This window comes from Pedobacter sp. GW456-11-11-14-TSB4 (genome assembly GCF_059424425.1).
Genome location: NZ_JBWKZK010000001.1, coordinates 1,236,458 through 1,257,244, shown reverse-complemented (window position 1 = coordinate 1,257,244; position 20,787 = coordinate 1,236,458). Strand labels below are relative to the sequence as shown.

General features: G+C 34.3%; 18 protein-coding genes. 9 read left to right on the top strand and 9 right to left on the bottom strand.

Annotated features, from left to right (window positions below; genetic code table 11):
- Positions 1-32: 32 nt before the first annotated feature.
- Complete coding sequence (locus AC07XU_RS05660) at positions 33-521, bottom strand: thioredoxin family protein (RefSeq protein WP_494942646.1); 489 nt, start codon at positions 519-521, stop codon at positions 33-35.
- 110 nt (positions 522-631) lie between these two features.
- Between AC07XU_RS05660 and AC07XU_RS05655 the strand changes: the two genes are divergently transcribed.
- The 9 genes from AC07XU_RS05655 to AC07XU_RS05615 all read left to right on the top strand — a co-directional run bounded on the left by AC07XU_RS05655 (position 632) and on the right by AC07XU_RS05615 (position 11,458).
- Entirely contained in the window at positions 632-1,297 is a 666-nt protein-coding gene (locus tag AC07XU_RS05655; protein ID WP_494942645.1) for a TatD family hydrolase, read from the top strand.
- A gap of 71 nt (positions 1,298-1,368) precedes the next feature.
- The gene (locus tag AC07XU_RS05650) at positions 1,369-2,163 is read left to right on the top strand and encodes a tRNA threonylcarbamoyladenosine dehydratase (protein WP_494942644.1); all 795 of its coding nucleotides are present in this window, start codon (positions 1,369-1,371) and stop codon (positions 2,161-2,163) included.
- 84 nt (positions 2,164-2,247) lie between these two features.
- Positions 2,248-5,511 carry a UvrD-helicase domain-containing protein gene (locus tag AC07XU_RS05645; RefSeq protein WP_494942643.1) on the top strand — a complete coding sequence of 1,088 codons (3,264 nt, stop codon included), beginning with the start codon at positions 2,248-2,250 and terminating at the stop codon, positions 5,509-5,511.
- Between the two features lie 129 nt (positions 5,512-5,640).
- Entirely contained in the window at positions 5,641-8,517 is a 2,877-nt protein-coding gene (locus AC07XU_RS05640; protein ID WP_494942642.1) for a PD-(D/E)XK nuclease family protein, read from the top strand.
- A gap of 114 nt (positions 8,518-8,631) precedes the next feature.
- Entirely contained in the window at positions 8,632-9,195 is a 564-nt protein-coding gene (locus AC07XU_RS05635; RefSeq protein WP_494942641.1) for a GNAT family N-acetyltransferase, read from the top strand.
- Between the two features lie 39 nt (positions 9,196-9,234).
- Complete coding sequence (locus tag AC07XU_RS05630; protein WP_494942640.1) at positions 9,235-9,435, top strand: hypothetical protein; 201 nt, start codon at positions 9,235-9,237, stop codon at positions 9,433-9,435.
- On the top strand, positions 9,435-9,884 hold the full coding sequence (locus tag AC07XU_RS05625) for a DUF6036 family nucleotidyltransferase (RefSeq protein ID WP_494942639.1): 450 nt from the start codon (positions 9,435-9,437) through the stop codon (positions 9,882-9,884). Before AC07XU_RS05630 ends, AC07XU_RS05625 begins: the two co-directional genes overlap by 1 nt.
- A gap of 2 nt (positions 9,885-9,886) precedes the next feature.
- A complete protein-coding gene (locus AC07XU_RS05620; RefSeq protein WP_494942638.1) occupies positions 9,887-10,246 on the top strand; it encodes a bleomycin resistance protein in 360 nt (119 codons plus the stop codon).
- 225 nt (positions 10,247-10,471) lie between these two features.
- The gene (locus AC07XU_RS05615; RefSeq protein WP_494942637.1) at positions 10,472-11,458 is read left to right on the top strand and encodes a pyruvate dehydrogenase complex E1 component subunit beta; all 987 of its coding nucleotides are present in this window, start codon (positions 10,472-10,474) and stop codon (positions 11,456-11,458) included.
- Between the two features lie 599 nt (positions 11,459-12,057).
- On the opposite strand, the gene AC07XU_RS05610 is transcribed toward AC07XU_RS05615, so the two are convergent.
- From AC07XU_RS05610 to AC07XU_RS05575, 8 genes are all read right to left on the bottom strand, one after another.
- Entirely contained in the window at positions 12,058-13,548 is a 1,491-nt protein-coding gene (locus tag AC07XU_RS05610) for a DUF4394 domain-containing protein (protein ID WP_494942636.1), read from the bottom strand.
- A 42-nt stretch (positions 13,549-13,590) separates the two neighbouring features.
- Entirely contained in the window at positions 13,591-14,667 is a 1,077-nt protein-coding gene (locus AC07XU_RS05605; RefSeq protein ID WP_494942635.1) for an NADH:flavin oxidoreductase/NADH oxidase, read from the bottom strand.
- A 330-nt stretch (positions 14,668-14,997) separates the two neighbouring features.
- Positions 14,998-15,450: a hypothetical protein gene (locus AC07XU_RS05600; protein WP_494942634.1), complete on the bottom strand. Its 453-nt coding sequence runs from the start codon at positions 15,448-15,450 to the stop codon at positions 14,998-15,000.
- Positions 15,451-15,793: 343 nt separating this feature from the next.
- The gene (locus AC07XU_RS05595) at positions 15,794-16,567 is read right to left on the bottom strand and encodes a hypothetical protein (RefSeq protein ID WP_494942633.1); all 774 of its coding nucleotides are present in this window, start codon (positions 16,565-16,567) and stop codon (positions 15,794-15,796) included.
- Entirely contained in the window at positions 16,557-17,909 is a 1,353-nt protein-coding gene (locus tag AC07XU_RS05590; RefSeq protein WP_494942632.1) for a hypothetical protein, read from the bottom strand. The genes AC07XU_RS05595 and AC07XU_RS05590 overlap by 11 nt, the downstream gene beginning before the upstream one ends.
- 19 nt (positions 17,910-17,928) lie before the next feature.
- Positions 17,929-19,158, bottom strand: a complete 1,230-nt coding sequence (locus tag AC07XU_RS05585; protein ID WP_494942631.1) for an O-antigen ligase family protein — start codon at positions 19,156-19,158, stop codon at positions 17,929-17,931.
- Positions 19,159-19,728: a M23 family metallopeptidase gene (locus AC07XU_RS05580; protein WP_494942630.1), complete on the bottom strand. Its 570-nt coding sequence runs from the start codon at positions 19,726-19,728 to the stop codon at positions 19,159-19,161. It lies immediately after the preceding gene.
- Between the two features lie 274 nt (positions 19,729-20,002).
- Positions 20,003-20,716 (bottom strand): LytR/AlgR family response regulator transcription factor, encoded by a 714-nt coding sequence (locus tag AC07XU_RS05575; RefSeq protein ID WP_494942629.1) that lies wholly within the window; start codon positions 20,714-20,716, stop codon positions 20,003-20,005.
- Positions 20,717-20,787: the final 71 nt, after the last annotated feature.

Sequence of the window (20,787 nt, the reverse complement as noted above, 5' to 3'; positions counted from 1 at the left end):
ATGAGACTCTTCCTTCGCTCTGAATTTAAAATTTACTTCTTAGCAGGATGTAATGCTCCATAATTCCAATTTTTTAAAAAATCGGTAATTTTCTTCACACTGTGACCTTGTCCATCTTCTAAATAAGCTGAGTTTTGTGTGTGCAACAATTTTCCATTTCCATCTAAAATTAAAAACACAGGAAATCCAAAGCGACCAGGGTTGCTCAATTTCTTAAGTACTTCCTCATTTTTGTTTTCTGGACTATAATTTACCAACACTGTTTCATAATTATTGGCTAGGTAATCCTTTAACGCCGGTGTTTCTTTAACCAAATCGTGGAAACGAATACACCAAACACACCAATTACCACCCACTTGTATAAAAACATGCTTATTTGCTTTCTTAGCTTTTGCAACAGCTGCATTTATATCTGCCTGAGCGTTAGCCTTGGGATTATAAATAGAAACTATTGATTTTTCTTGGGCGAAGCCAGTTGCGCTCAACAACAACAAAGCAACAACAACTATATATTTTTTCATAATTTTAATAGTGATTTCGGCAAAGATAATTAAACACTACCAGTCTTATAGACTATTTTAAATTATTTACAGAACAGCAACAATCATCAAAATCTTATCTTTGTTTTATAATGGATTTCTTAGATCTACATACACATAAAACTTCCGTCAAAACAGGAGAATTAACTATCCAAAGCCTGTCGTTAACCGAAGATGTTTTTTTGGCTATGCCTAAGAAAAAACTCATTTCTATTGGCCTTCATCCATGGTATGCAAGTATTGAAAAATTAGAATTGCACATGAAATACTTAACCGTTTTGGCCAAGCAAGAAAATGTTAAAATGATAGGAGAATGTGGCTTGGATAAGATTAAAGGAGAGAATTTTGAAAACCAAACAATTATTTTATGCCAACAAATCGCTTTGGCAGAACAGTTAAATAAACCAATAATTTTACATTGTGTTAAAAGTTTTGGAGAATTAATCACGATAAAAGAAAAGTTAAAAGTTAAAGTGCCGATGATTATCCATGGCTTTAATAAAGATGAAATATTAGGCAAGCAGTTGTTGCAAAAAGGATTTTTTCTTTCTTTTGGGGCAGCAATTTTAAACGACACCTCTTCTGCAGCAAAGCTGATTAAAGAATTAGATTTTTTCTTTTTAGAAACTGATGAATCACAAACCAATATAGAAGAAGTTTATCACGCCGCTGCAAAAATCAAAAACATTGGCATTGATGAACTTAAACAAGTTATTTTTGCCAACTGGAAAAAACTGAATTTAACCCCAAACCCATAGTGGGCTAAATGGGTTAAATATTAAATAATTTTTTAAACTTAAAATCTCCCCTTTCGGGATTGGGTGTAAATATGTCTGATATTAATTGGCTCTCTCGCTCTGCCTTAATTTTAGGAAATGATGGAATAGAAAAACTACAGCATAAACATGTTTTAGTGGTTGGTTTAGGCGGTGTTGGCTCTTTTGCTGCCGAATTTATTTGTCGCTCGGGCATTGGCGAGATGACAATAGTTGATGGCGACGTTGTAGACCCAACAAACCGAAATAGGCAATTACCTGCTTTAGCAACAAACCATGGTGTTAGCAAAGCAGAAATTATGAAAGAGCGTTTATTGGCTATAAATCCCAAACTAAAACTACATGTAATTGGCTCTTTTTTAACACCGGAAAAATGTGAAGAATTGCTTGAACAACATTTTGATTATGTAATGGATTGCATAGATAGCGTTAAACCAAAAATTACGCTGCTAAGTGCAGCCTTAAGAAAAAATATGCCAATTGTTAGTTCAATGGGCGCAGGTGGTAAACTTGATCCTACTTGCTTAAAAATCACTTATCTGCCTGATACCTACCAATGTGTTTTAGCAAGTTACATTCGTAAAAGGCTAAATAAAACCACTAATGCGAGCAAAATTAAGGCTGTTTTTTCTACAGAGGAAGTAAAAAAGGAATCGCTGATTTTAACCGATGGCAGCAATTTTAAAAAATCTGCATATGGTACAGTTTCTTATTTGCCGGCTGCTTTTGGCGGAGTTTGCGCATCTGTTGTAATTAGAGATTTGTTAGGTTATCCAATGGAAATGGCAGAACGACCAACTCGAATAAGCCACAAAACCCTAGCAAAGAAGAAAAGCAAAAAATCTTAAAATTTCCTTCACTTATTGTTGATATCTTGATTTTAGATGGGGTTTAAATTTTGTAAGTTTAAATTTCTGAAATGAAATCATTTTATGCCAATTAAACCACTCAAAATACTACAAGCTTCTGCCGGTTCGGGTAAAACTTTTAGCCTAGCCGCACATTATCTCACTTTGTTATTTAGTGGCGAAAATAAATATCGCGAAATATTAGCTGTAACTTTTACCAATAAGGCAACCGAGGAAATGAAAACACGTATTCTCGAAGTACTTAAAGGCTTTGCCATGGGCGATGATTCAAAGAAAATTGACGATTACCGTAAATTGGTCTTAGTCGCTCACCCAGATTTAAATGAAGAAACATTAAAATTAAAAGCCGATAAAATTTACCGTAAAATTTTACACGATTATAGTCGTTTTTCGGTTAGCACCATTGACGGTTTTGTACAGAAAGTAATTCGTGGTTTCGCTTTTGAGCTAGGTTTAGATAGTGGCTACAGTTTAGAAATGAACACCGAAAAGGTAAAAAAGGAGCTGACTACCAAATTAGAAAAATTGCTGGATGAAAAGGATAATCTTTTACAATGGGTGGTAGAGTTGGCATTAGATCGCATTAGCAACAATAAATCATGGAACTACAATGCCGAACTACTGAAATTGGTAGGTGAAGTTTTTAAAGATCAGTTTAAAGACTTTGAGCTAGCTATTGCTAGTTTCGGAACAGAAAATACAGATGAGGTATTTAAAAGATATATCGATTTCTCTAAAAACTACATCAAAAAGTTTGAGACAGATTTAATTGAACATGCAGAAAATGCTTTTGGCATTATAGAGGTAAGCGGTTTTAGTGCAGATGATTTTAAAGGTAAAAGTAGATCGCCATTACTGAAATTTAAAGGGATTATAAATGGCAATTTTGCTGATGTAGAAAAGGTGCTAAAGCTAATAGACGATGAAGAAAATTGGTTTCCGAAAGGAAAACCGAATGAGCTTTACGATGATATTAATCCTATTTTACATCAGCTTGCAAATGTTTACAACAATGGCATTGCCGATTATATTCTAGCTAAAGCATTCATTAAAAACGGTTATTTTTTAAGATTAATGCAAGAAATAGCCATTTTATTGGCTGAATATAGAGATGAAAATGAAACTTTACTCATCAGCGATGCGCAAAAGTTATTAAACGGAATTGCTGAAGATGCCGGAGAAAATCCCAGTTTTATCTGGGAGAAAATGGGCAATAAATACAGAAATTTTCTCTTTGATGAATTTCAAGATACATCGGCAAATCAATGGAATAGTTTTAAGGCTTTGGTAAGCAATGCAATTGCCACACATGATGGAAAATTACACGATCATTTAATAGTTGGAGATGCCAAACAATCTATTTATCGTTGGCGAGATGGAGATTATAAACTTTTACATCAAAAAGCCAAAGCTGATTTAGAAACTCACAATGTTTTTGATGATCAATTGGAAGAAAACTATCGCAGTACGGCGCAAGTAATAAACTTTAACAACAATTTATATCCTAAATTGGCTACACTACTGCAGCATAAAATCAATGGAGAAATCCCTGTTGATGATGACCAACTCAACGGATTTTGGAACGATCCACGCAATCAGTATGCTGATATCATTACCAAAATTTATGATGGCGTTACGCAAAATACCCATGCAAAAACCTTGCAAGGTGGCATAATCAAAATCAAGAAAATAGAGTTTGAAAAGCCAAAAAGTGTTGATGGTTTAGTAGAAAATATAGCTACTGATACTGAGCCTGAAAACAAAAAAGAGGCAACACTTAAAGAAATGCTGAAGGAAGTTAATTTATTGCTTAATGAAAAAGGGTATCAGCAACGCGAAATTGCAGTTTTAGTACGTTCTAACGCCGAAGCAACTGAAGTGGTTAATGCGCTAATGGAAGCTGGTTTGGATGTGATATCTGGCGAAGCCTTAAAAATTGCAAGCAGTACCGCTATAAAATTGATTGTGAATGTGCTTAAATTGTTGGTAGTTAGTCCGGCTAATTCGGCTTTGTACAAGGCAAATTGCATTGCATTATATGCACAATTGCACGAAAAAGCAATTAACGGCGATCATTATTTTGCGTTAAAAGAAACTCCAATAGAAAAATTAAGCCATGTTTTGCCAGCCGATTTTTGCAACAACTACAGAGCATGGTTAGGTTTGCCAGTATCAACTTTAATTGAAAATATCATTAGCGCTTTTGGTTTAGATAATTATAAAAAAAATAATATCAACCCATTTTTGCCCTATCTTTTAGCTTTTAGAGATTTAACCAATAAAGCATCCCGACAGGGCGAGAAAGGCATTTCATCTTTTCTAAATTGGTGGGAAGAAGAAGGACACAATAAAAATTTGCCATCGCCAGAAACGGCTAATGCTATACAAGTAATGACTATCCATAAATCTAAAGGTTTGGCATTTAGAGCTGTTTTTATTCCTTTTTGCGATTGGCCTTTGGGCGGCCGTGCAAACAGTACTTTTTGGGTGCCAATGGGGAATACTCCATATACAGATTTACAAAGCATTCCATTGCAATTCACCAGTCAGCTAAAAGGCTCTAGCGTAACCAAATATTACCTAGAAGAGTTATTAATGAACTATATGGATGCTCTAAATAGTTTGTACGTGGCAACCACAAGAGCTAAAGATTATATCTACATTTCTTTTCCTGGCAAGAAAAAACCATCATTAACACACGCTGGAGATGCCGTTTTTGATGCATTTGCAGAAGACTTTGAAAACGCAGACGAAATACAAATTGGCAGTTTTTCGGCGAAAGGCGATGGCTTAGAAAATTTTGACACCTTAAATTTAGCGGCTTATCCAACAACCAATCGTTTAGAAGAAGTTTACGAAGAAACCGAAAATAGACCTCAAAAATATATTGATAATATTGCTAAATCTGGTTTAAAAGGCAGTAATTTACATGCTGTTTTAGCAGAGGTAAACAAAGTTGACGAAGTAGATGGAGTGCTTGATCGTTTAATTTTAGAGGGACTAATTTTAGAAGAAGAACGAGCAGATTATTTGCAACAAGTTTCGGAAGTTTTATCACATCCAGAACTAAGCAAACTGCTTGATCAGAACGCCGACCAAATCAATGAAAAATCGATTATTGGTATTGATGGAAAAACCTACCGGCCAGATAAATTGGTTTTAAATGGTAAGCAAGTTTCTATCATCGACTATAAATTTACCTCCGAAGAAAGCCAAAATCATGTAGCTCAAATAGTGAATTACAAAAATTTGATAGAAGCCATGGGTTATGAAAATGTAAAACCCTATTTGTTTTACGCTTCTTTGAAGAAATTAAAAGCTGTATAAAGATTAATCCGTCATGCTGAACTCGTTTCAGCATCTGTTAGCAGACCCTGAAATAAACAGCGAAGCTCTCTTGAAGTCAAAAATCAATAAGAGCGGCTGAAAAATTCAGGGTGACGTTACAAAAAGATAATGAACCCATTTTTAAAAGACGTAGCCGAAGATTTAGTTGCCAAGTTTGATCAAAACTTGCAAGATTGCGCCATTGTGTTTAACAATAAACGGCCTGTTGCGTATTTACAAAAGCATTTGGCCAACATTTACCAAAAACCATTTTGGAGCCCAGCATTTTTTACCGTTCAAGAGTTTTTTGCTGAGGCAACTAGTTTGAAAATCGCCGACCATTATACCCAGTTTTTTACGCTCTACGATTGTTATATCGAACTGTTAAAAAACGAGGGTGTAGAGAAATTGCCATCTATTGCCAAGTTCCATAATATTGCTAAAATTATTTTGGGCGATTTTAGCCAAATTGACAATGATTTAGTTGATGCCGATCGACTTTTTACAGAGCTAGAAGATATTGCGGTTATCAATCAACAATTTGATTTCTTAACAGCAGAGCAAAAAGAATTTCTGTCGCAGTTTTGGCAATCATATTCAGAAGGCAAGTATAAAAAACAACAGGAACTTTTTATCAAAATGTGGCATCGGATGCCTGTATTGTATCATAACTTTCATGCAAAGTTAGCTGATAACGGTTTTACAACCATGGCAAGGCTGTATAAAAACATCGCCGATGGCAAAAACGATATCGATTTTACCTCAAAATATACCGGCGGAAAATTAATATTTATAGGTTTTAACGCTTTAAGCAAAGCCGAAGCAAAAGCTTTTAAACGTTGGCAAGAAGAAGAAAAAGCAATCTTCTATTTCGATACAGATAGTTATTATCTGGAAGATGAAATGCAAGAGGCAGGACTTTTTCTGCGCAGAAATTTGAAGCAAATTGGATTAAAAAATCAATTGCCTGCTGAATTAAGTGACATTAAATCTTCGCAACGCGATGTAAATGTTTATAAAGTGCAAGGGCAAACTGCGCAGGCCAAAATTGTAAACGAACTTTTAGCAAACGAAAAAAACCAAATTTTAGCAGAACAACCGGTAAATACCGCTATCATTTTGGCAGATGAAAGTTTGCTAATTCCGGTTTTACAAACCATCCCCTCAAAAATTGAGAATAAAAAACTAGAAGTTAATATTACGATGGGTTTTGGCTTAACCAATTCATCGTTATACGGATTGGCAGATTTATGGTTAACTGTGCAAGGTGAGGTTAATGCTAAAAAAACCGTTCAGCACCAAACAGCAGTTGCGTTTTTATCGCATCCTTTAATTGGTGTAAGCGATGTGATGAGGCCAAAAATCATAGATGCTTTAATTAAAGAACAACTGATAGAAATTCCTTATGGTCGTTTAACGAGACAAGGTGGTTTATTTGCCAGTTTTTTCGAGCCTATCACTTCATCCGCCGATGCGGTAAAAACATTAATTACACTTTTAGATTATGTTTTGCAGCGTGAATTAGCAGCCAGAAAGTTAAAAAAAATAGATGCAGAATTGTTTGGCAAAACCATGCAAGAGCTTAACAGATTGCAAGATACGCTCCAACACCATATTGATAAATACCAAAAAGATATTGAGTTAAGCTTTGTATTGTCTCTCATCCAGAAATCTCTTGGGGCAATTGCGGTTCCATTAGAAGGCGATCCGTTAAATGGCATCCAAATTATGGGTTTACTAGAAAGCAGAAATCTGAATTTTGATCGAATAATTATTCTTGGCCTAAATGAAGGTATTGTTCCGCAGGCATCAACTGGAACTACTTTTATTCCAGATAGCTTAAGACGGGCTTATGGTTTACCAGTACTCGAAAATCAAGATGCGATTTCTGCCTACATGTTTTACAGATTGATACAAAGATCAAAAAATATAGATTTTGTCTATAACTCTTTAACCGATGAGAGTAATAGTGGCGAACCTTCTCGCTTTATTAAGCAGCTTGAATATGAAAGTAGCTTTAATTTCCATCATAAAGAATTGCAGTTAACAGTTAAAACGGAATTAAAACGAGATGAAGTTGTTGTGAAATCTGAAAAAGTGCAGCAAGTTTTAAATCGATATTTAAGCGGTCAAAAATACCTTTCGGCTTCGGCATTAACAACTTACATCGCAAATCCGATAGACTTTTTTTACAAATACATTGCCGGAATAGAGGAACCAAAAGAAGTTGAAGAAACGGTTGAAGCTTACAAAGTTGGTTTGATATTGCATGATGTAATGGAGCAGTTTTATGCACAATTAAAAGCAATTGATCCAGAAATTACCGCAGAGCGGATTAAGGATAAAAGAGTTGATATCCCGAAATTAATTATGCAAGGTTTTGCTCAGGTAATGTATGAGAATAGAAACGCTCATGTGCAATTAAACGGAATGCAAAAAGTAATTTATGCAATAGTGCTTGAGTATGTAAATATTATTTTAAAGCAAGATGCTGAAGATGCACCTTTTACTTTGATTGGTTTAGAGCAGAAGGGAAATGTGAGTTTTAGCTTTGAGGCAAATGGGGCAACACAACAAATCAAACTTTTTGGTATTATAGACAGGGTTGATTTAAAAAACGGCATTTACAGAATTGTTGATTATAAAACTGGCGGCGATAAGTTAAAATATTCATCTATTGAAGAATGTTTTGATACCGATTGCGGCAACATCAATAAAGCTTTAGTTCAAACACTTTTTTACACTTACGTTTATGAACAAATCTCAAAAAATGAAAATGTAGAGCCTAATTTATACATCGTTAAAACCATGAGTAAAGAAGGAATTACATTTGCTGGCAAAAATGGAATATTAAAAGATGAGTTTTTGGCATCGGAAAAATTGGTTTTTTTAAATGCTTTAAGGCTAAAATTGAAAGAATTATTTGATTTTAATATTCCTTTTAGAGCTAGCCAACAACCTGGCAATTATGTGTATTCTATTTATACAACATTGTTTGGGAGGTAAGGAACAGCTTCGCCTCATCGTCATTGCGAGGAACGAAGCAATCTTAAAGCTTAATTCATGAAGGAGATTGCTTCGTGCCTCGCAATGACGAAACTTTTATAATTTATTTATTTTATGCCAACTCTAAACTTCACCACCTTCCCAACTCTAGAAACCGAAAGATTAATACTTAGGGCACATATAATTGCGGATGCCAAAGCTTTATTCGCTTTACGTTATAACGAAAAGGTAATGCGCTATATCGATAAAGAAAACCCAAAAAATATAGAAGAAACGGAAGCTAAAATTAAATTGACGCAAGACGGCTTCGAGAACAAAACCTCAATAGCTTGGGTAATTGCATTAAAAGAAAATGCTAATGAAATGATTGGCGAAATTGGTTATTACAGAACAGATTTTGCAAATTACAGAGCAGAGATTGGTTACATGTTACACCCAAACTTATGGCGAAAGGGATTAATTTCTGAAGCGTTAAAAGAGGTAATTAATTTTGGTTTTAAGGAGATAAAACTCCATAGTATTTCTGCCAATATTAATCCTGGTAATAATGCCTCTAGACAAATTTTGTTGAAACACGGTTTCGTAAAAGAAGCTTACTTTAAAGAAGACTATTATTTTAGAGGTAAATTTTTAGATAGCGAGATATATGGTTTGTTAGCTGAACAAAGTATAACCTAAAATCGTCTCTCTATCAATAACAATTATTATCTTTACATAATGTATCGTTTAGATAGAACCGCATTTAAAGCACAAACAGCAGAGCAAGCAACTAAATCTCATGCCGAGTATTACCGTACATTAACTTGGCAGGAAAGGCTACGCATATCAAATTATTTAAATAGTATTGCTTTTAATTTTCCAGAAAACAATCCTCCAAAACTTGATAGAACTAAATTTAGTGTTAGAGCCAGAAAATAATGGGAAACATTTTCAATGAAGATTTCAGAGATTTTATACAAGCGCTAAATCAAAGTAAGGTTAAGTATATTTTAGTCGGAGGTTTTTCTGTAATACTACACGGTTATTCTCGCACAACTGGTGATATAGATATTTGGGTAGAACGAACATTAGAAAACTATCAAAAAATTAAGTTAGCTTTTTTACATTTTGGAATGCCCGTTTTTGATATGACAGAGGAAAATTTCCTCAGACATAAGAACTGGGATGTATTTACTTTTGGAGTTCCCCCTTCTGCAATTGATTTAATGTTAGCTGTAAAAGGATTGGATTTTAACGAAAGTTATAAAAAAGCAGTAAAATTTGAAGATGATGGCCTAATGATAATTACAATTCATAAAGATGATTTAATTAATGCAAAGAAGGCAGCAGGCAGACCTAAAGATCTAGACGATTTAGAAAATTTATAACTATGCTTAAAACCGCCACACCCATCCTCGCATCTTTAGATGCAGAAGAAACCATAAAATTTTACACCGAAAAATTAGGCTTCACATTTCATAAAAACTGGGATGGCTATATTATTTTTAGTAAAGATGAAATTTCTATACACCATTGGCCCACAACAGATCCAGAAATACCAAAAGCAACCGGCTGCTATATTTATGTAACTGAAGTTGATGAATTATATAGCGCATATAAAGCACAGGGAGTTGTGCACCCAAATGGTGAGCTAAAAAATATGCCATGGGGCATGAGGCAATTTTCTATTTTAGATAATAATGGGAATATTATCCATTTTGGCGAAGATATTTCTGAAAAAACAACGTAGAAAGCACTGGTTTTTTGCGTTAACGATGTCAGCGGCATCCTTTTTGGTTTGAAAAACCCGAAAAGATACAGCGAACAGCGTGTTAAAACGCCCAAAAACTAAAATTTTATTTGGCAATAACTTGCTTTCTCCATATTGTAAAAACATTTGATATTGTAATTAAAACACTACTTTAAAATTACGATACAATAGTTATATTTGCCCTTGGTAATTTTTGAATAAACAATGAGAGAGATCCAATTTAGAGAAGCACTACGCGAAGCATTAAGTGAAGAAATGCGTAAAAACGAGAACATTTTTTTAATGGGCGAAGAAGTTGCGCAATACAACGGTGCATATAAGGTTAGTCAGGGTATGTTAGATGAGTTTGGCGACAAACGCGTTATCGACACACCAATTGCTGAATTAGGCTTTGCTGGTATCGGTATCGGTGCAGCAATGAATGGTTTAATTCCGGTAATTGAATTCATGACTTTCAACTTCTCATTAGTAGCTATTGATCAAATTATTAACGCTGCTGCAAAAATTTTATCAATGAGTGGCGGTCAGTTTTCGGTGCCAATCGTTTTCCGTGGCCCAACTGGTAATGCTGGTCAATTAGGTGCACAACACTCTCAAAATTTCGAGAACTGGTTTGCTAACTGTCCGGGTTTAAAAGTAGTTATTCCATCAACTCCTTACAACGCAAAGGGCTTATTAAAAGCTGCTATTAACGATCCAGATCCTGTAATTTTTATGGAATCTGAAGTAATGTACGGCGATAAAGGCGAAGTGCCAGAAGAAGAATATACTTTAGAAATTGGCAAAGCAAACGTAGTTAAAGAAGGTTCTGATGTAACTATCGTAACTTTTGGTAAAATGTTAACTCGCGTTGTTAATCCGGCGGTAGAAGAATTAACTAAAGAAGGAATTAACGTAGAAGTTGTAGATTTATTGACGGTTCGCCCGATTGATTATGCAACTATCATCAACTCTGTTAAAAAAACAAACCGTTTGGTAATTGTAGAAGAAGCTTGGCCATTGGCTTCAATTTCTTCAGAAATTACATTTAACGTTCAGAAAAATGCATTTGATCATTTAGATGCACCAATTTTACGTATCACTTGTGCAGATGTTCCACTTCCATACGCACCAACTTTAATTGCTGCTAGCTTACCAAACGCAGAAAAAGTTGTTAAAGCGGTTAAAGAAGTAATGTATGTTGCCAAATAACTGAAAAACTTTGTCATCCTGAGCTTGTCGAAGGATCTCAACTGCAAAATACAAATCCTCTAAGTTTACTTAGGGGATTTTTTATGTGATATTTTTTTGAAGCGCAGAGCTTGTGCATATCATCAAATTTGTTCCTTTGTTTCGCTTGTACGCCTCGCTGCGTCGTTGCTCTCCTTGCTACGGGGTACCACTTCACCAAGGGCTATAATTTAAGCCATAGCTATTTTGGAGCTCTGCTCTCGGCCTACAGCGCATTGTTATTAAACCCGGTGGCAGCGGCATCCCCCGATTTTTCATCGGGGATAAAGCGAACAACGAGACTCTTTATTACCATTGTATTCTGGCTTTCATTTTCTAATGTTTCTTTGAAATTATAAGGCATAAGCAATACAAAAGAATACTTACTGATAATGAGCGACAAACTAGCTCAATGTCATAAAGTTGAGATTATTAATTCGTTAGAGAGGAAGCCAACGCTAGAAATATCTGCAATTGGCCTGCCGCCAACGCTTTGCCTAAAAGGGCCCAAAGGCGAATAAATTAAAAAGCTCTACTCTTTTAAAAGAATACAGGTTCAAAAAAACAGACATAATGTTTTATTATCTTAAACCCAAAGTAAATGCTGTAACAGCAACATCCATGTCGCGGTATATTGTTGAACTACCAGTTGCCAAATCAATTCTATATATGCCGTTTTTGCTTGCTACAGTAAAAATACCATAAGCAATATTTGTGGTTGCGTTACTCATAACATCAAACCCATTTGCACTTTCTACATTTACTTTTAAATCGCCTATGGCAGTTAAAATACCTGTAGTAGGCACTAGACTGTATAATTTATCATCAGTATAGTCTATTGCATAAAATGCGGTTGCAGTTGCTCCTTTAAAGTTGTTGGTGTATGCTACAGCGCTTAATGTTGAAGTTGTAGTTGTAATATTTGCATCAATTGTTACCGCAGCGGTAGTTGGATTAACACTTAAATTTTGTCTGGTGTTGCTTACCACCCTAATTAAATCTGAAACAGGGTTGAAATCGAAACCGAAACTTGTACCAGCTATTGGCGTGGTTAACAAGCCAACTTCTGTAAATGCTCCAGTGCCAATATTCACAGTATATAACCTATTTGTACTTCCTAAAGCATACAATTGTCCGTTTGCTGGTCGCATGTCCATTCCCAAAATAGTTTCGCTACTTTGCAGGCCTGTAATGGTCTTATTTAGGGTATTAGGTTGGGTTAAATTTATAATTAAAAGGTTGTTTCCCGAAACAGCATAAGCCATTTGATTTACTGGCATTGCAATGCCTTGTATATTTAAATTACTCGGAAACCTGCCTACCAACTCGGCTGCACCAGTTGCTAAATTAATGGTGTATAAATTATGCTGAGTTGCAGTTTTGCCCACAGCTAATGCATTTTTTCCATCAGCAGAAATATCAAAACTTACATTTGTGCCCAAATCTAATTGCAAATCGCCAACTTTTACAAGTGTGCCATTATTTGGTGGATCTTGTTTGTATAATACTTTAGCTGCAAAATCTATATCGTATAAAGTGGTTGTTTCTGCACCTGCAAAATTATTGTTGTAAGCGATCCCGTTTATATTTGTATTAGTTATAGCACCATCTGTAGCTACAACTAGTCCGGTTTCGGGGTTTAAACGTAAATTTTGGCCCGTATTGGTAACTATTCTAATTCTATCAACCACCGGATTAAAATCTAAACTTACTACAGTACCAGTTAATGCAGGCGTAAATGCAGTGTTTGTTACTGCTCTGGCTTTTCCTGTTGTTGCATCGATTATGTAAATGATGCTTGCATTGCTTACCGCATAAAGTTCGCCTGTTGCTGGTCTAAAATCTATACTTAATAATTTTTCAGTTGAAGTATTTAAACCTGTAACTGCAACTTGAGAAACAGCTGTTTTAATGCTACCGGCGTTAAATTTTAACAGATTATTATCGGCCAAAGCATAAAAATCTTGGTTCGGACCAAACAATGGCAAGTTGAGTATTGGCTCTCCCTTTTTACAAGATGAAATTGTAAAAATTGCAACTATCAGTAAAATTAGAAATTTATATTTATGCATATTTTCTGTTACAGCCTACAAGATAAGTTAAATTTTAAAATTTTATGAATGCTTTCTGGGTTTGGCTCTCTCATATTGTGAAGGCCATTTTACCTCATCACCTAAATTAAGTGCCGCATCAATCGGGAAGTAAGGATTTCTTAATAATTCTCTTGCCATAAAGATTAAATCTGCCTCGCCCCTTTGCAAAATTTCTTCAGCTTGGTTTTCATCAGTTATAAGGCCAACTGCACCTGTTTTTATTTCTGCTTCTTTTTTAATTGCCGCAGCAAACTCAACCTGATAACCTGGTTTTAAAAGAATTTGTTGTGCTAAAGTTAAACCTCCACTAGAAGCGTCAATTAAATCAACACCTTTTTCTTTTAGCAAAGCTGATAAACGAATAGATTCTTCTAAATTCCAACCACCTTCTGCCCAATCGGTAGCAGATATTCTAACAAACAATGGATTTTCTGCTGGCCAAACATCTTGCACAGCAGCCACAGTTTCCATCAGTAAACGAATTCTATTTTCAAAGCTTCCACCATATTCGTCGGTTCTTTTATTACTAATTGGCGATAAAAATTGATGTTGCAAATAACCGTGAGCCGCATGAATTTCAACCACTTTAAAACCGGCTTTGATTGCTCTAACTGTGGCTGCTTTAAAATCAGCTTTCACTTTCTCTATCCCTGCTGTATCTAATGCAATTGGTGTTTTATCTGTCGGATTAAAAATTTCATTACTCGCAGAAACCGTATCCCAACCACCGTTTGCTGCATCTAGCTGTAAAGGGTTTTCCCATGGGATATCAAAACTAGCTTTTCTACCTGCATGCGCCAATTGGATACCTGCAATTGAGCCATTTGCATGAATAAAATCTACAATTTCTTTAAATTTTTCTATTTGTTCATCTTTCCATAAGCCTAAATCGCCTACAGAAATTCGAGCTTCGGGCGAAACGCCAGTTGCCTCCATGATAATTAAACCAGCACCACCAATTGCTCTGCTGCCTAAATGTACCAAATGCCAATTGTTAGGGAAACCATCTATAGCAGAATATTGGCACATTGGCGAAACCGCAATTCTATTTTTTAGTTCTATGTTTTTTATTTTGAGTGGAGAAAAAAGTAATGACATGATTTTGAATTTTTTCTCAAAGTAACATCAATGAAATTGAAATGTTTGTGCGTGGTAAATAACGCTACAATAGCATGACAAGTAAGCTCAATCGTCATCCTGAGCAAAGTCGAAGGGTATGCAAAAAGTCTTAGCCGAACTCAGATTGGCTTCCCATTCTTAATTCATCAAACTTTTGTCAAAACCTACAAATAACTAAAACAAATTCTCGTAAACTGTAAAAATCTCCGTCATCAGACGGAGATTTTTCTAATTGTTGCTAGTTTAAAGGATTGTTTAAATTATGATAATGACGCTAAGTATCACACAAAAGATAGTTTTAGCAACATGTTACTTTGCCGAAACAATATCTTTTACAATCTGCTTGCCATAAAAGGCTGCTTCTGCTGGGAGCCATTGCCCATTACTTTCATTATATAAATCAGTTACATCTGTATATATGGATACTGGTGTTTCAAATGCAATATACATTGTTTTGACCCTAATCTGTTTTTCCCATTTAGAATTAATGGATGCTTTATTTTCAAAATAAATTGATATGCCCTTAATTTCACCTAATTTTTTCCCTCTAATAGGAGTGTAGGACTTTACGCTTAATTTTAGCTTTGCTAGTAGGTGTTTTAGTTGTTTGTGCTGAAATTTTGCTTTATTGTTAACAAAATTATCTTTTAAGTATTTTGTTGTATCTTGAGTAGTTTGGTAGTTACTTTCGAGGTTGGATGAACCGTTTAGGCCTAAGCTGATGTAGATGCTAAGTATAGCAATAATAATAATTTTTGTCATGATTTTAATTACAATGTGTACATAATAATGGGTTATAGTATGCTAACTTTAGCTTGTAATTGGAAATTCTTATTGCATATTTGTATTTTAAACTTGAATTAAATTTCGTGACTTGAATTTTTAATAAAGGAGAAAGGTCGCTATTTTAATATTAACACCAAAACTTTTATCTCATGTGGTAATAAAACATTTAGTATTGATCAAGAACTCTTTCCAATAAAATGTTATTATGGAGAAAAAATCTAATTAATCTAAGTAAAAGAAAAAGGCTGTATCATTTTGACACAGCCTCTTAATTAGTTGATTTTTTCTAATTTTTATTATTCTTTACCGGGACCTTTAACTATTTAGTGGGTTTAATTAGCCTTCTATGTTGCTCAATAAAATTCTCAAATAACTTTTTCAGCACATCTGTATCTTCAAAATTTGACTTTTCAAACATCCAAAAAGATTCGCGTCTTTTTTTATCAGGAGCTTGTATTTTACTTTTTGGCGTTGAATACTGGATTATACCAATTTTGTATAACTTACTATTAGCTACTGAATCTAGTTTGCGATTGAAAGAAAAATCAACATCAAAAAGGTTTTTATCATAATATCGGTATAAAGAATCTGGTTCGCCTTTTCCTATTAATTTATTTTTAAACTTCTCAATTTTAACTCCTTTTTTTTGCATATTTATTTCCAATCGGTCTGGTTTTCCTAACTTTAAATCGAAGAAATCATAATTGCCAAAATCTAAACCTTGCATCTTCAAAAAATTTAAATAATTAAAATCCTTCCATTTATTTGATGGGGTGAGCATTAAACCTTTCTTCTCTCCTTTTTTTATAAAATAGTAGCTATATAATTTAGTTCCAGTTGTATCATTAAGATAAATATTTGTATTTTCAGAGATACCTTCTGCCTTGCTCATTAGAGTAATTGTTCTATATAAAACATAGTCTTTATAATAAGCAATTCCAATTGTATTTTTTACCTCAAATAATTTCCCCATTTCAAAAGAAAAGCTTTGCGAGGTAAAAATTATCTTGGAAACGTCATCAATATTAGTTGGGTGTATTTTTATACAGCCAACTAATATTAAAGATAAAATTAAGAGTTGTTTAATTTTCACTTTGATTTGGGCTAAAAGATCTTTCTTTTTGAAAGTCACTAGAGTAATATGGTATTGTTGTTCCGAAGCCAGTGCCAATTCTGTGGATTTTGTACCATAAGTTTACTGTACCACTACCTGGGCTAAAGTAAACATCTGAATCTATCATAACTATCTCTATTTCTCTACCTGCTACCATGCCTACGGGAGCTTGGGTTAAGTGCTGAAACGACCAAAATTGCCAAGAGCCTGCAGTACCTTGTTTTTTTACTCTTCCTTTTTCGTAGCTCTTAAGCCAAAAACCTTCATTTATTGCTCTATGAAAAGTCCATGAATATTTTCGTTTTTCGTACCTATATTCACTAGCGTCTTCTCCTGGAAAAGTACCACTGTTTAGATATTCAGTTTCACTTTCTATAGAGATATCTTCGTCAGTTGGATTACCCCAATCCATTTGTTCATTATTAGGAGGATTGCCATTACCACCACCTCCTGGCTCTTCTCCATTTCCGCCATCACCCCCACATTCAACTAGATAAGCATTTTGAGGGTCATTACAAGGGTCCGTTTCCCAACACATTTCATATTCACCAACCTGTTCTTTATATGGTGGATCACAAAAGTAGGGAACTTCATTGTCTCCTTCATAATAACAAACTTGAAACCACTCCCATAAAATAACGGTTTCACATTCTTGTTGTAAATATGATGTTTTTTTCACTTGCATTTTAGGCTTTTGCAAAGCTACTTTTTTTAACGTTTTGCCATCCTTTAAATATAGAGCAAAAAGAAAATTGCCATCCCATTTTCTATATACTAGAAGTCCCTCAAAATCTTTGTCAAGTTTGGTTGTACTATTGTGGCTAATGTCTCCCTTATGTCTGTCGAGATATGTTCGGGATGGAACAAAACTAACAATTCTTTGATCTACTTTTCCTTTTTTGTTTTTATATATAACCAATCGGTCAAAGCTTGCTTTTAAAATAGCATTGTCGGGCTGTGAAGAAAAATTGTCTTCTTTATTTACAGATATCATCGGTGTTACCTTTGTTGTATACTTTAAAGGAACTTCAACAATATCAAAAAGAGGTGTTTTTGCCTCTATAGCTCTTTGCCATATTGGAATTTTTAGATTATCCTTCCTGTTGGACATACGATTGGCCTGAACGAGATCTTGTATATACGCCCGCGGGTCAATAATATTACCTTCATCTGGCAGTAGTGTTTGGGTAAAATAGTCTTTTGCCCATGAAACTTTAGGGTTAAATTCTTCTGCAGGCATAAATTCCTTTCGGCAGGAATATATGAACAATGAGAGCATAAAGATTGCAACAGTTGCAATATAGGGGTTTTTAATTTTCATAGATTTTTTTTTTAAAAGGTTAATATTGATTATTGTTTTTTACGATTTGTTTAATATTTTCTACTCTTTTAGAATTTACTTTAATGGGCATTGAAAGGATGATTTTACGATAGTGAGCTGCTTTTTTGTACTGTTTATTCCTTAAATAAAAATTAAACAAGGCTTCTTTAGGAATAAACCTGTTTGGCACAATGTGAACGGATTTTAAATAGTTAAATTCTGCCTCATTATACATCCCGATTTCTTCGTAGATATAAGCGATTTTCAGATATGAAATGTTATCAGTATATCTGCTCATAATCTGTTTTAATAGAAAGATCTTTTTTCTATTGTTGTTATGGCCTGCAAGCGCATCATTGTAATTTTTAAGAAAACCAATATCATTTTTGAGTTTTGGGTAGAGTTCTGCAAAAATCTTTTGGCTTTGAATAACGTAACCTGTTGCAGAATGGTTATTTGCTAGTTCTAAGTTTCTATAATTACTGTAGTTCTTTATGTCAAAATAATAATGATACAAAATTGCTGCAATGGTAATTATAGTTAATGATATAGCTCTAAAATAACTGGAGGTAACTATCGGAATCTGTTGCAGGAAAATGTAGGAAATAGCAAAAACAATTATTATCCTTATTGCCTTATGCTCCATTACATGAGTGAATAAGGCAGTTGTACCAATAACAATTATTAGAGTAGTGAGCAATTTTAAAAAATGGTCTTCTGGATTATTGCTTATTGCCTTTAGAGTAATTCTGACAATAAAAAATATGAATAACAATAAACAGCTCGCTCCAATAATTCCTGTTTCAACCATGAACTGCCAGTAATCATTAAAAGCATAAAAAGTATTGCCCGCAAGTAGAAATTCTTTATCAGTGTAATTACCAGTCTCAAAAAAGAGTGCCTGTTGTAGCCCATAATCCCTTTGAAAATTGCCCCAACCAATGCCAATTAAAGGATGCTCAATAAACATATTCCAAGAAATTTTATAGATAAGCAACCTTCCCAAACTGGAGTCACTTTTAACAAATAGCGTGAGGAAAATAATCACTAAAAGCAGAGATAATCCACAAAAAATTAATACATTATTCCTCAGCTTAATTTTGCTATAAGAGAATAAAAGGTATAAAATCCCCACCAATGAGCCTATCATCAAAGCTCTATTTAATAACATAGTGGCAACAAAAAGAATGATACAGGCTATGCCAATATTAATAGTAAATGCTGAAGGTTTTTGAAGCGGCAGTACCATCTATTTTGTTTTGAGAGATTTTACAGGATCGAGATAGAACATTTTCATCCACCCAAGTAATTGTATGCTACTATAATTTTTTATGATAGGGAAAAGTGAAAAAATGGAGAAATGGAGATGGTAAGGCTTTCCAATAGCGTTACCAGAATTGCCAACTGAACCTAATCGCTGACCTTTTTTAATAAAAGAGAGGGACGCTTTCTCTTGTCTATTTAAATGTGCAAAATAATATGTTCGTAATTTTGGTCCAAGAATATATAAATAATTCCCACCATTTTCGCTGTAACCTGCGGAAAGTATAATACCACTAACAGGGCTTATTATTGGAGTTTTATGAGGGGCGAATATATCGATACCTTTGTGAACTTTAGATTTACCCCAAGGAGAATGCCAATAACTCTTGCTGTCCCAGTGGTTTTGGCTTGCACCCACTACAGGAATCAACAGTTCACTCTTTTCTCCAGAAAGGTTTGCATAAATACTACCAATAACCGAGAGTGCCAATAGATAACTTATTAAAGTTTTTGAAAATTTTTTAATTTTTTGAAGAGAATATGCTTTTCTGTACATAATCCTTAGATTGTGGATTTAGTAGATGATAATGCCCTTAAAAGGCTTGATTGTAGGATTTGTAGGAAAGCTAAGCGAATACTCCTGATTCAATCAGGTTCATTTTCTATATATTGGAGAGAGAGGTATAAACTGTTATTTATATCAGGGTTCGTTAATTTTTTTATCATATTTCTTAGGCTTTAAACTAAGATATATGATGAATATGAACATCTAAAATAAAATCGTGAAGAGCTTAAAAAGATACGTGAATGTCTATTTTAAGAACGTTAAATTAATTCGAACTAATAGTTTTGTGCTGAATTCTTTCTAGCATTGGTTTTTTGTAAACCTCGCCAATAGGTACTTTTGAATTATTTTTAAGGATGATCTGATTTGCATGTATTGATTGTATCATATCAAGGTTGATGATGAACGATCTATGAACTCTTGCGAATTTTGATTTGGGTAGCTTGGACAGTATTTCTGTGAGTTTGACCTTAGTTACAAACCTTTCTGCCATCAAATTTATGCATACAGAATGGTCAAGAGCTTCAATGTACAAGATCTTGGCTAGCGAAAGTTGCACCATTTCACCCTTAGTTCCGGGATTAATAAATATGCTTTGTATTTCATCTTTCTTAGTCGGTTTTTCAATTTTTTCAAATACTTTCATAACAGACTTGAAAAACATCGAATAGCTGTAAGGTTTTAAAAGGAAGTCAAGTGCGTCGAGTTGAAAAGCCTGTAACGCAAATTTGGAATGTGCCGTAGTGAAGATAATGGCGATGCCTTTTGGAAGAAGTTCAGCGACCTCAATTCCTGAAAGTTCAGGCATATCGACATCTAAGAAAACTATATCTGGTTTTGTGCCCTTTCGAACCTCTTCGAGTGCTACAAGAGGATTTGTATAACTTTCTATCAGTGTTAGCTCATGCATATTTTTTATGTATTCTTTTAGAGAGCTAATAGAACTTATTTCATCATCAATGATAATACATGAATGCATAGGTGCTAAATTAAATATTTGCGGACTACTAGGTGAAGATTCAGTAGACTTATTTTTATCATATCAAAACT

Excerpts from the sequence above, each read along its gene's own strand:
- AC07XU_RS05620 (WP_494942638.1), top strand. The coding sequence starts at position 9,887 with ATGCTTAAAACCGCCACACCCATCCTCGCATCTTTAGATGCAGAAGAA.
- AC07XU_RS05590 (WP_494942632.1), bottom strand. The coding sequence starts at position 17,909 with ATGAAAATTAAAAACCCCTATATTGCAACTGTTGCAATCTTTATGCTC.
- AC07XU_RS05660 (WP_494942646.1), bottom strand. The coding sequence starts at position 521 with ATGAAAAAATATATAGTTGTTGTTGCTTTGTTGTTGTTGAGCGCAACT.
- AC07XU_RS05580 (WP_494942630.1), bottom strand. The coding sequence starts at position 19,728 with ATGTACAGAAAAGCATATTCTCTTCAAAAAATTAAAAAATTTTCAAAA.
- AC07XU_RS05625 (WP_494942639.1), top strand. The coding sequence starts at position 9,435 with ATGGGAAACATTTTCAATGAAGATTTCAGAGATTTTATACAAGCGCTA.
- AC07XU_RS05640 (WP_494942642.1), top strand. The coding sequence starts at position 5,641 with ATGAACCCATTTTTAAAAGACGTAGCCGAAGATTTAGTTGCCAAGTTT.
- AC07XU_RS05600 (WP_494942634.1), bottom strand. The coding sequence starts at position 15,450 with ATGACAAAAATTATTATTATTGCTATACTTAGCATCTACATCAGCTTA.
- AC07XU_RS05650 (WP_494942644.1), top strand. The coding sequence starts at position 1,369 with ATGTCTGATATTAATTGGCTCTCTCGCTCTGCCTTAATTTTAGGAAAT.
- AC07XU_RS05575 (WP_494942629.1), bottom strand. The coding sequence starts at position 20,716 with ATGCATTCATGTATTATCATTGATGATGAAATAAGTTCTATTAGCTCT.
- AC07XU_RS05610 (WP_494942636.1), bottom strand. The coding sequence starts at position 13,548 with ATGCATAAATATAAATTTCTAATTTTACTGATAGTTGCAATTTTTACA.
- AC07XU_RS05655 (WP_494942645.1), top strand. The coding sequence starts at position 632 with ATGGATTTCTTAGATCTACATACACATAAAACTTCCGTCAAAACAGGA.
- AC07XU_RS05615 (WP_494942637.1), top strand. The coding sequence starts at position 10,472 with ATGAGAGAGATCCAATTTAGAGAAGCACTACGCGAAGCATTAAGTGAA.
- AC07XU_RS05585 (WP_494942631.1), bottom strand. The coding sequence starts at position 19,158 with ATGGTACTGCCGCTTCAAAAACCTTCAGCATTTACTATTAATATTGGC.
- AC07XU_RS05635 (WP_494942641.1), top strand. The coding sequence starts at position 8,632 with ATGCCAACTCTAAACTTCACCACCTTCCCAACTCTAGAAACCGAAAGA.
- AC07XU_RS05630 (WP_494942640.1), top strand. The coding sequence starts at position 9,235 with ATGTATCGTTTAGATAGAACCGCATTTAAAGCACAAACAGCAGAGCAA.
- AC07XU_RS05605 (WP_494942635.1), bottom strand. The coding sequence starts at position 14,667 with ATGTCATTACTTTTTTCTCCACTCAAAATAAAAAACATAGAACTAAAA.
- AC07XU_RS05645 (WP_494942643.1), top strand. The coding sequence starts at position 2,248 with ATGCCAATTAAACCACTCAAAATACTACAAGCTTCTGCCGGTTCGGGT.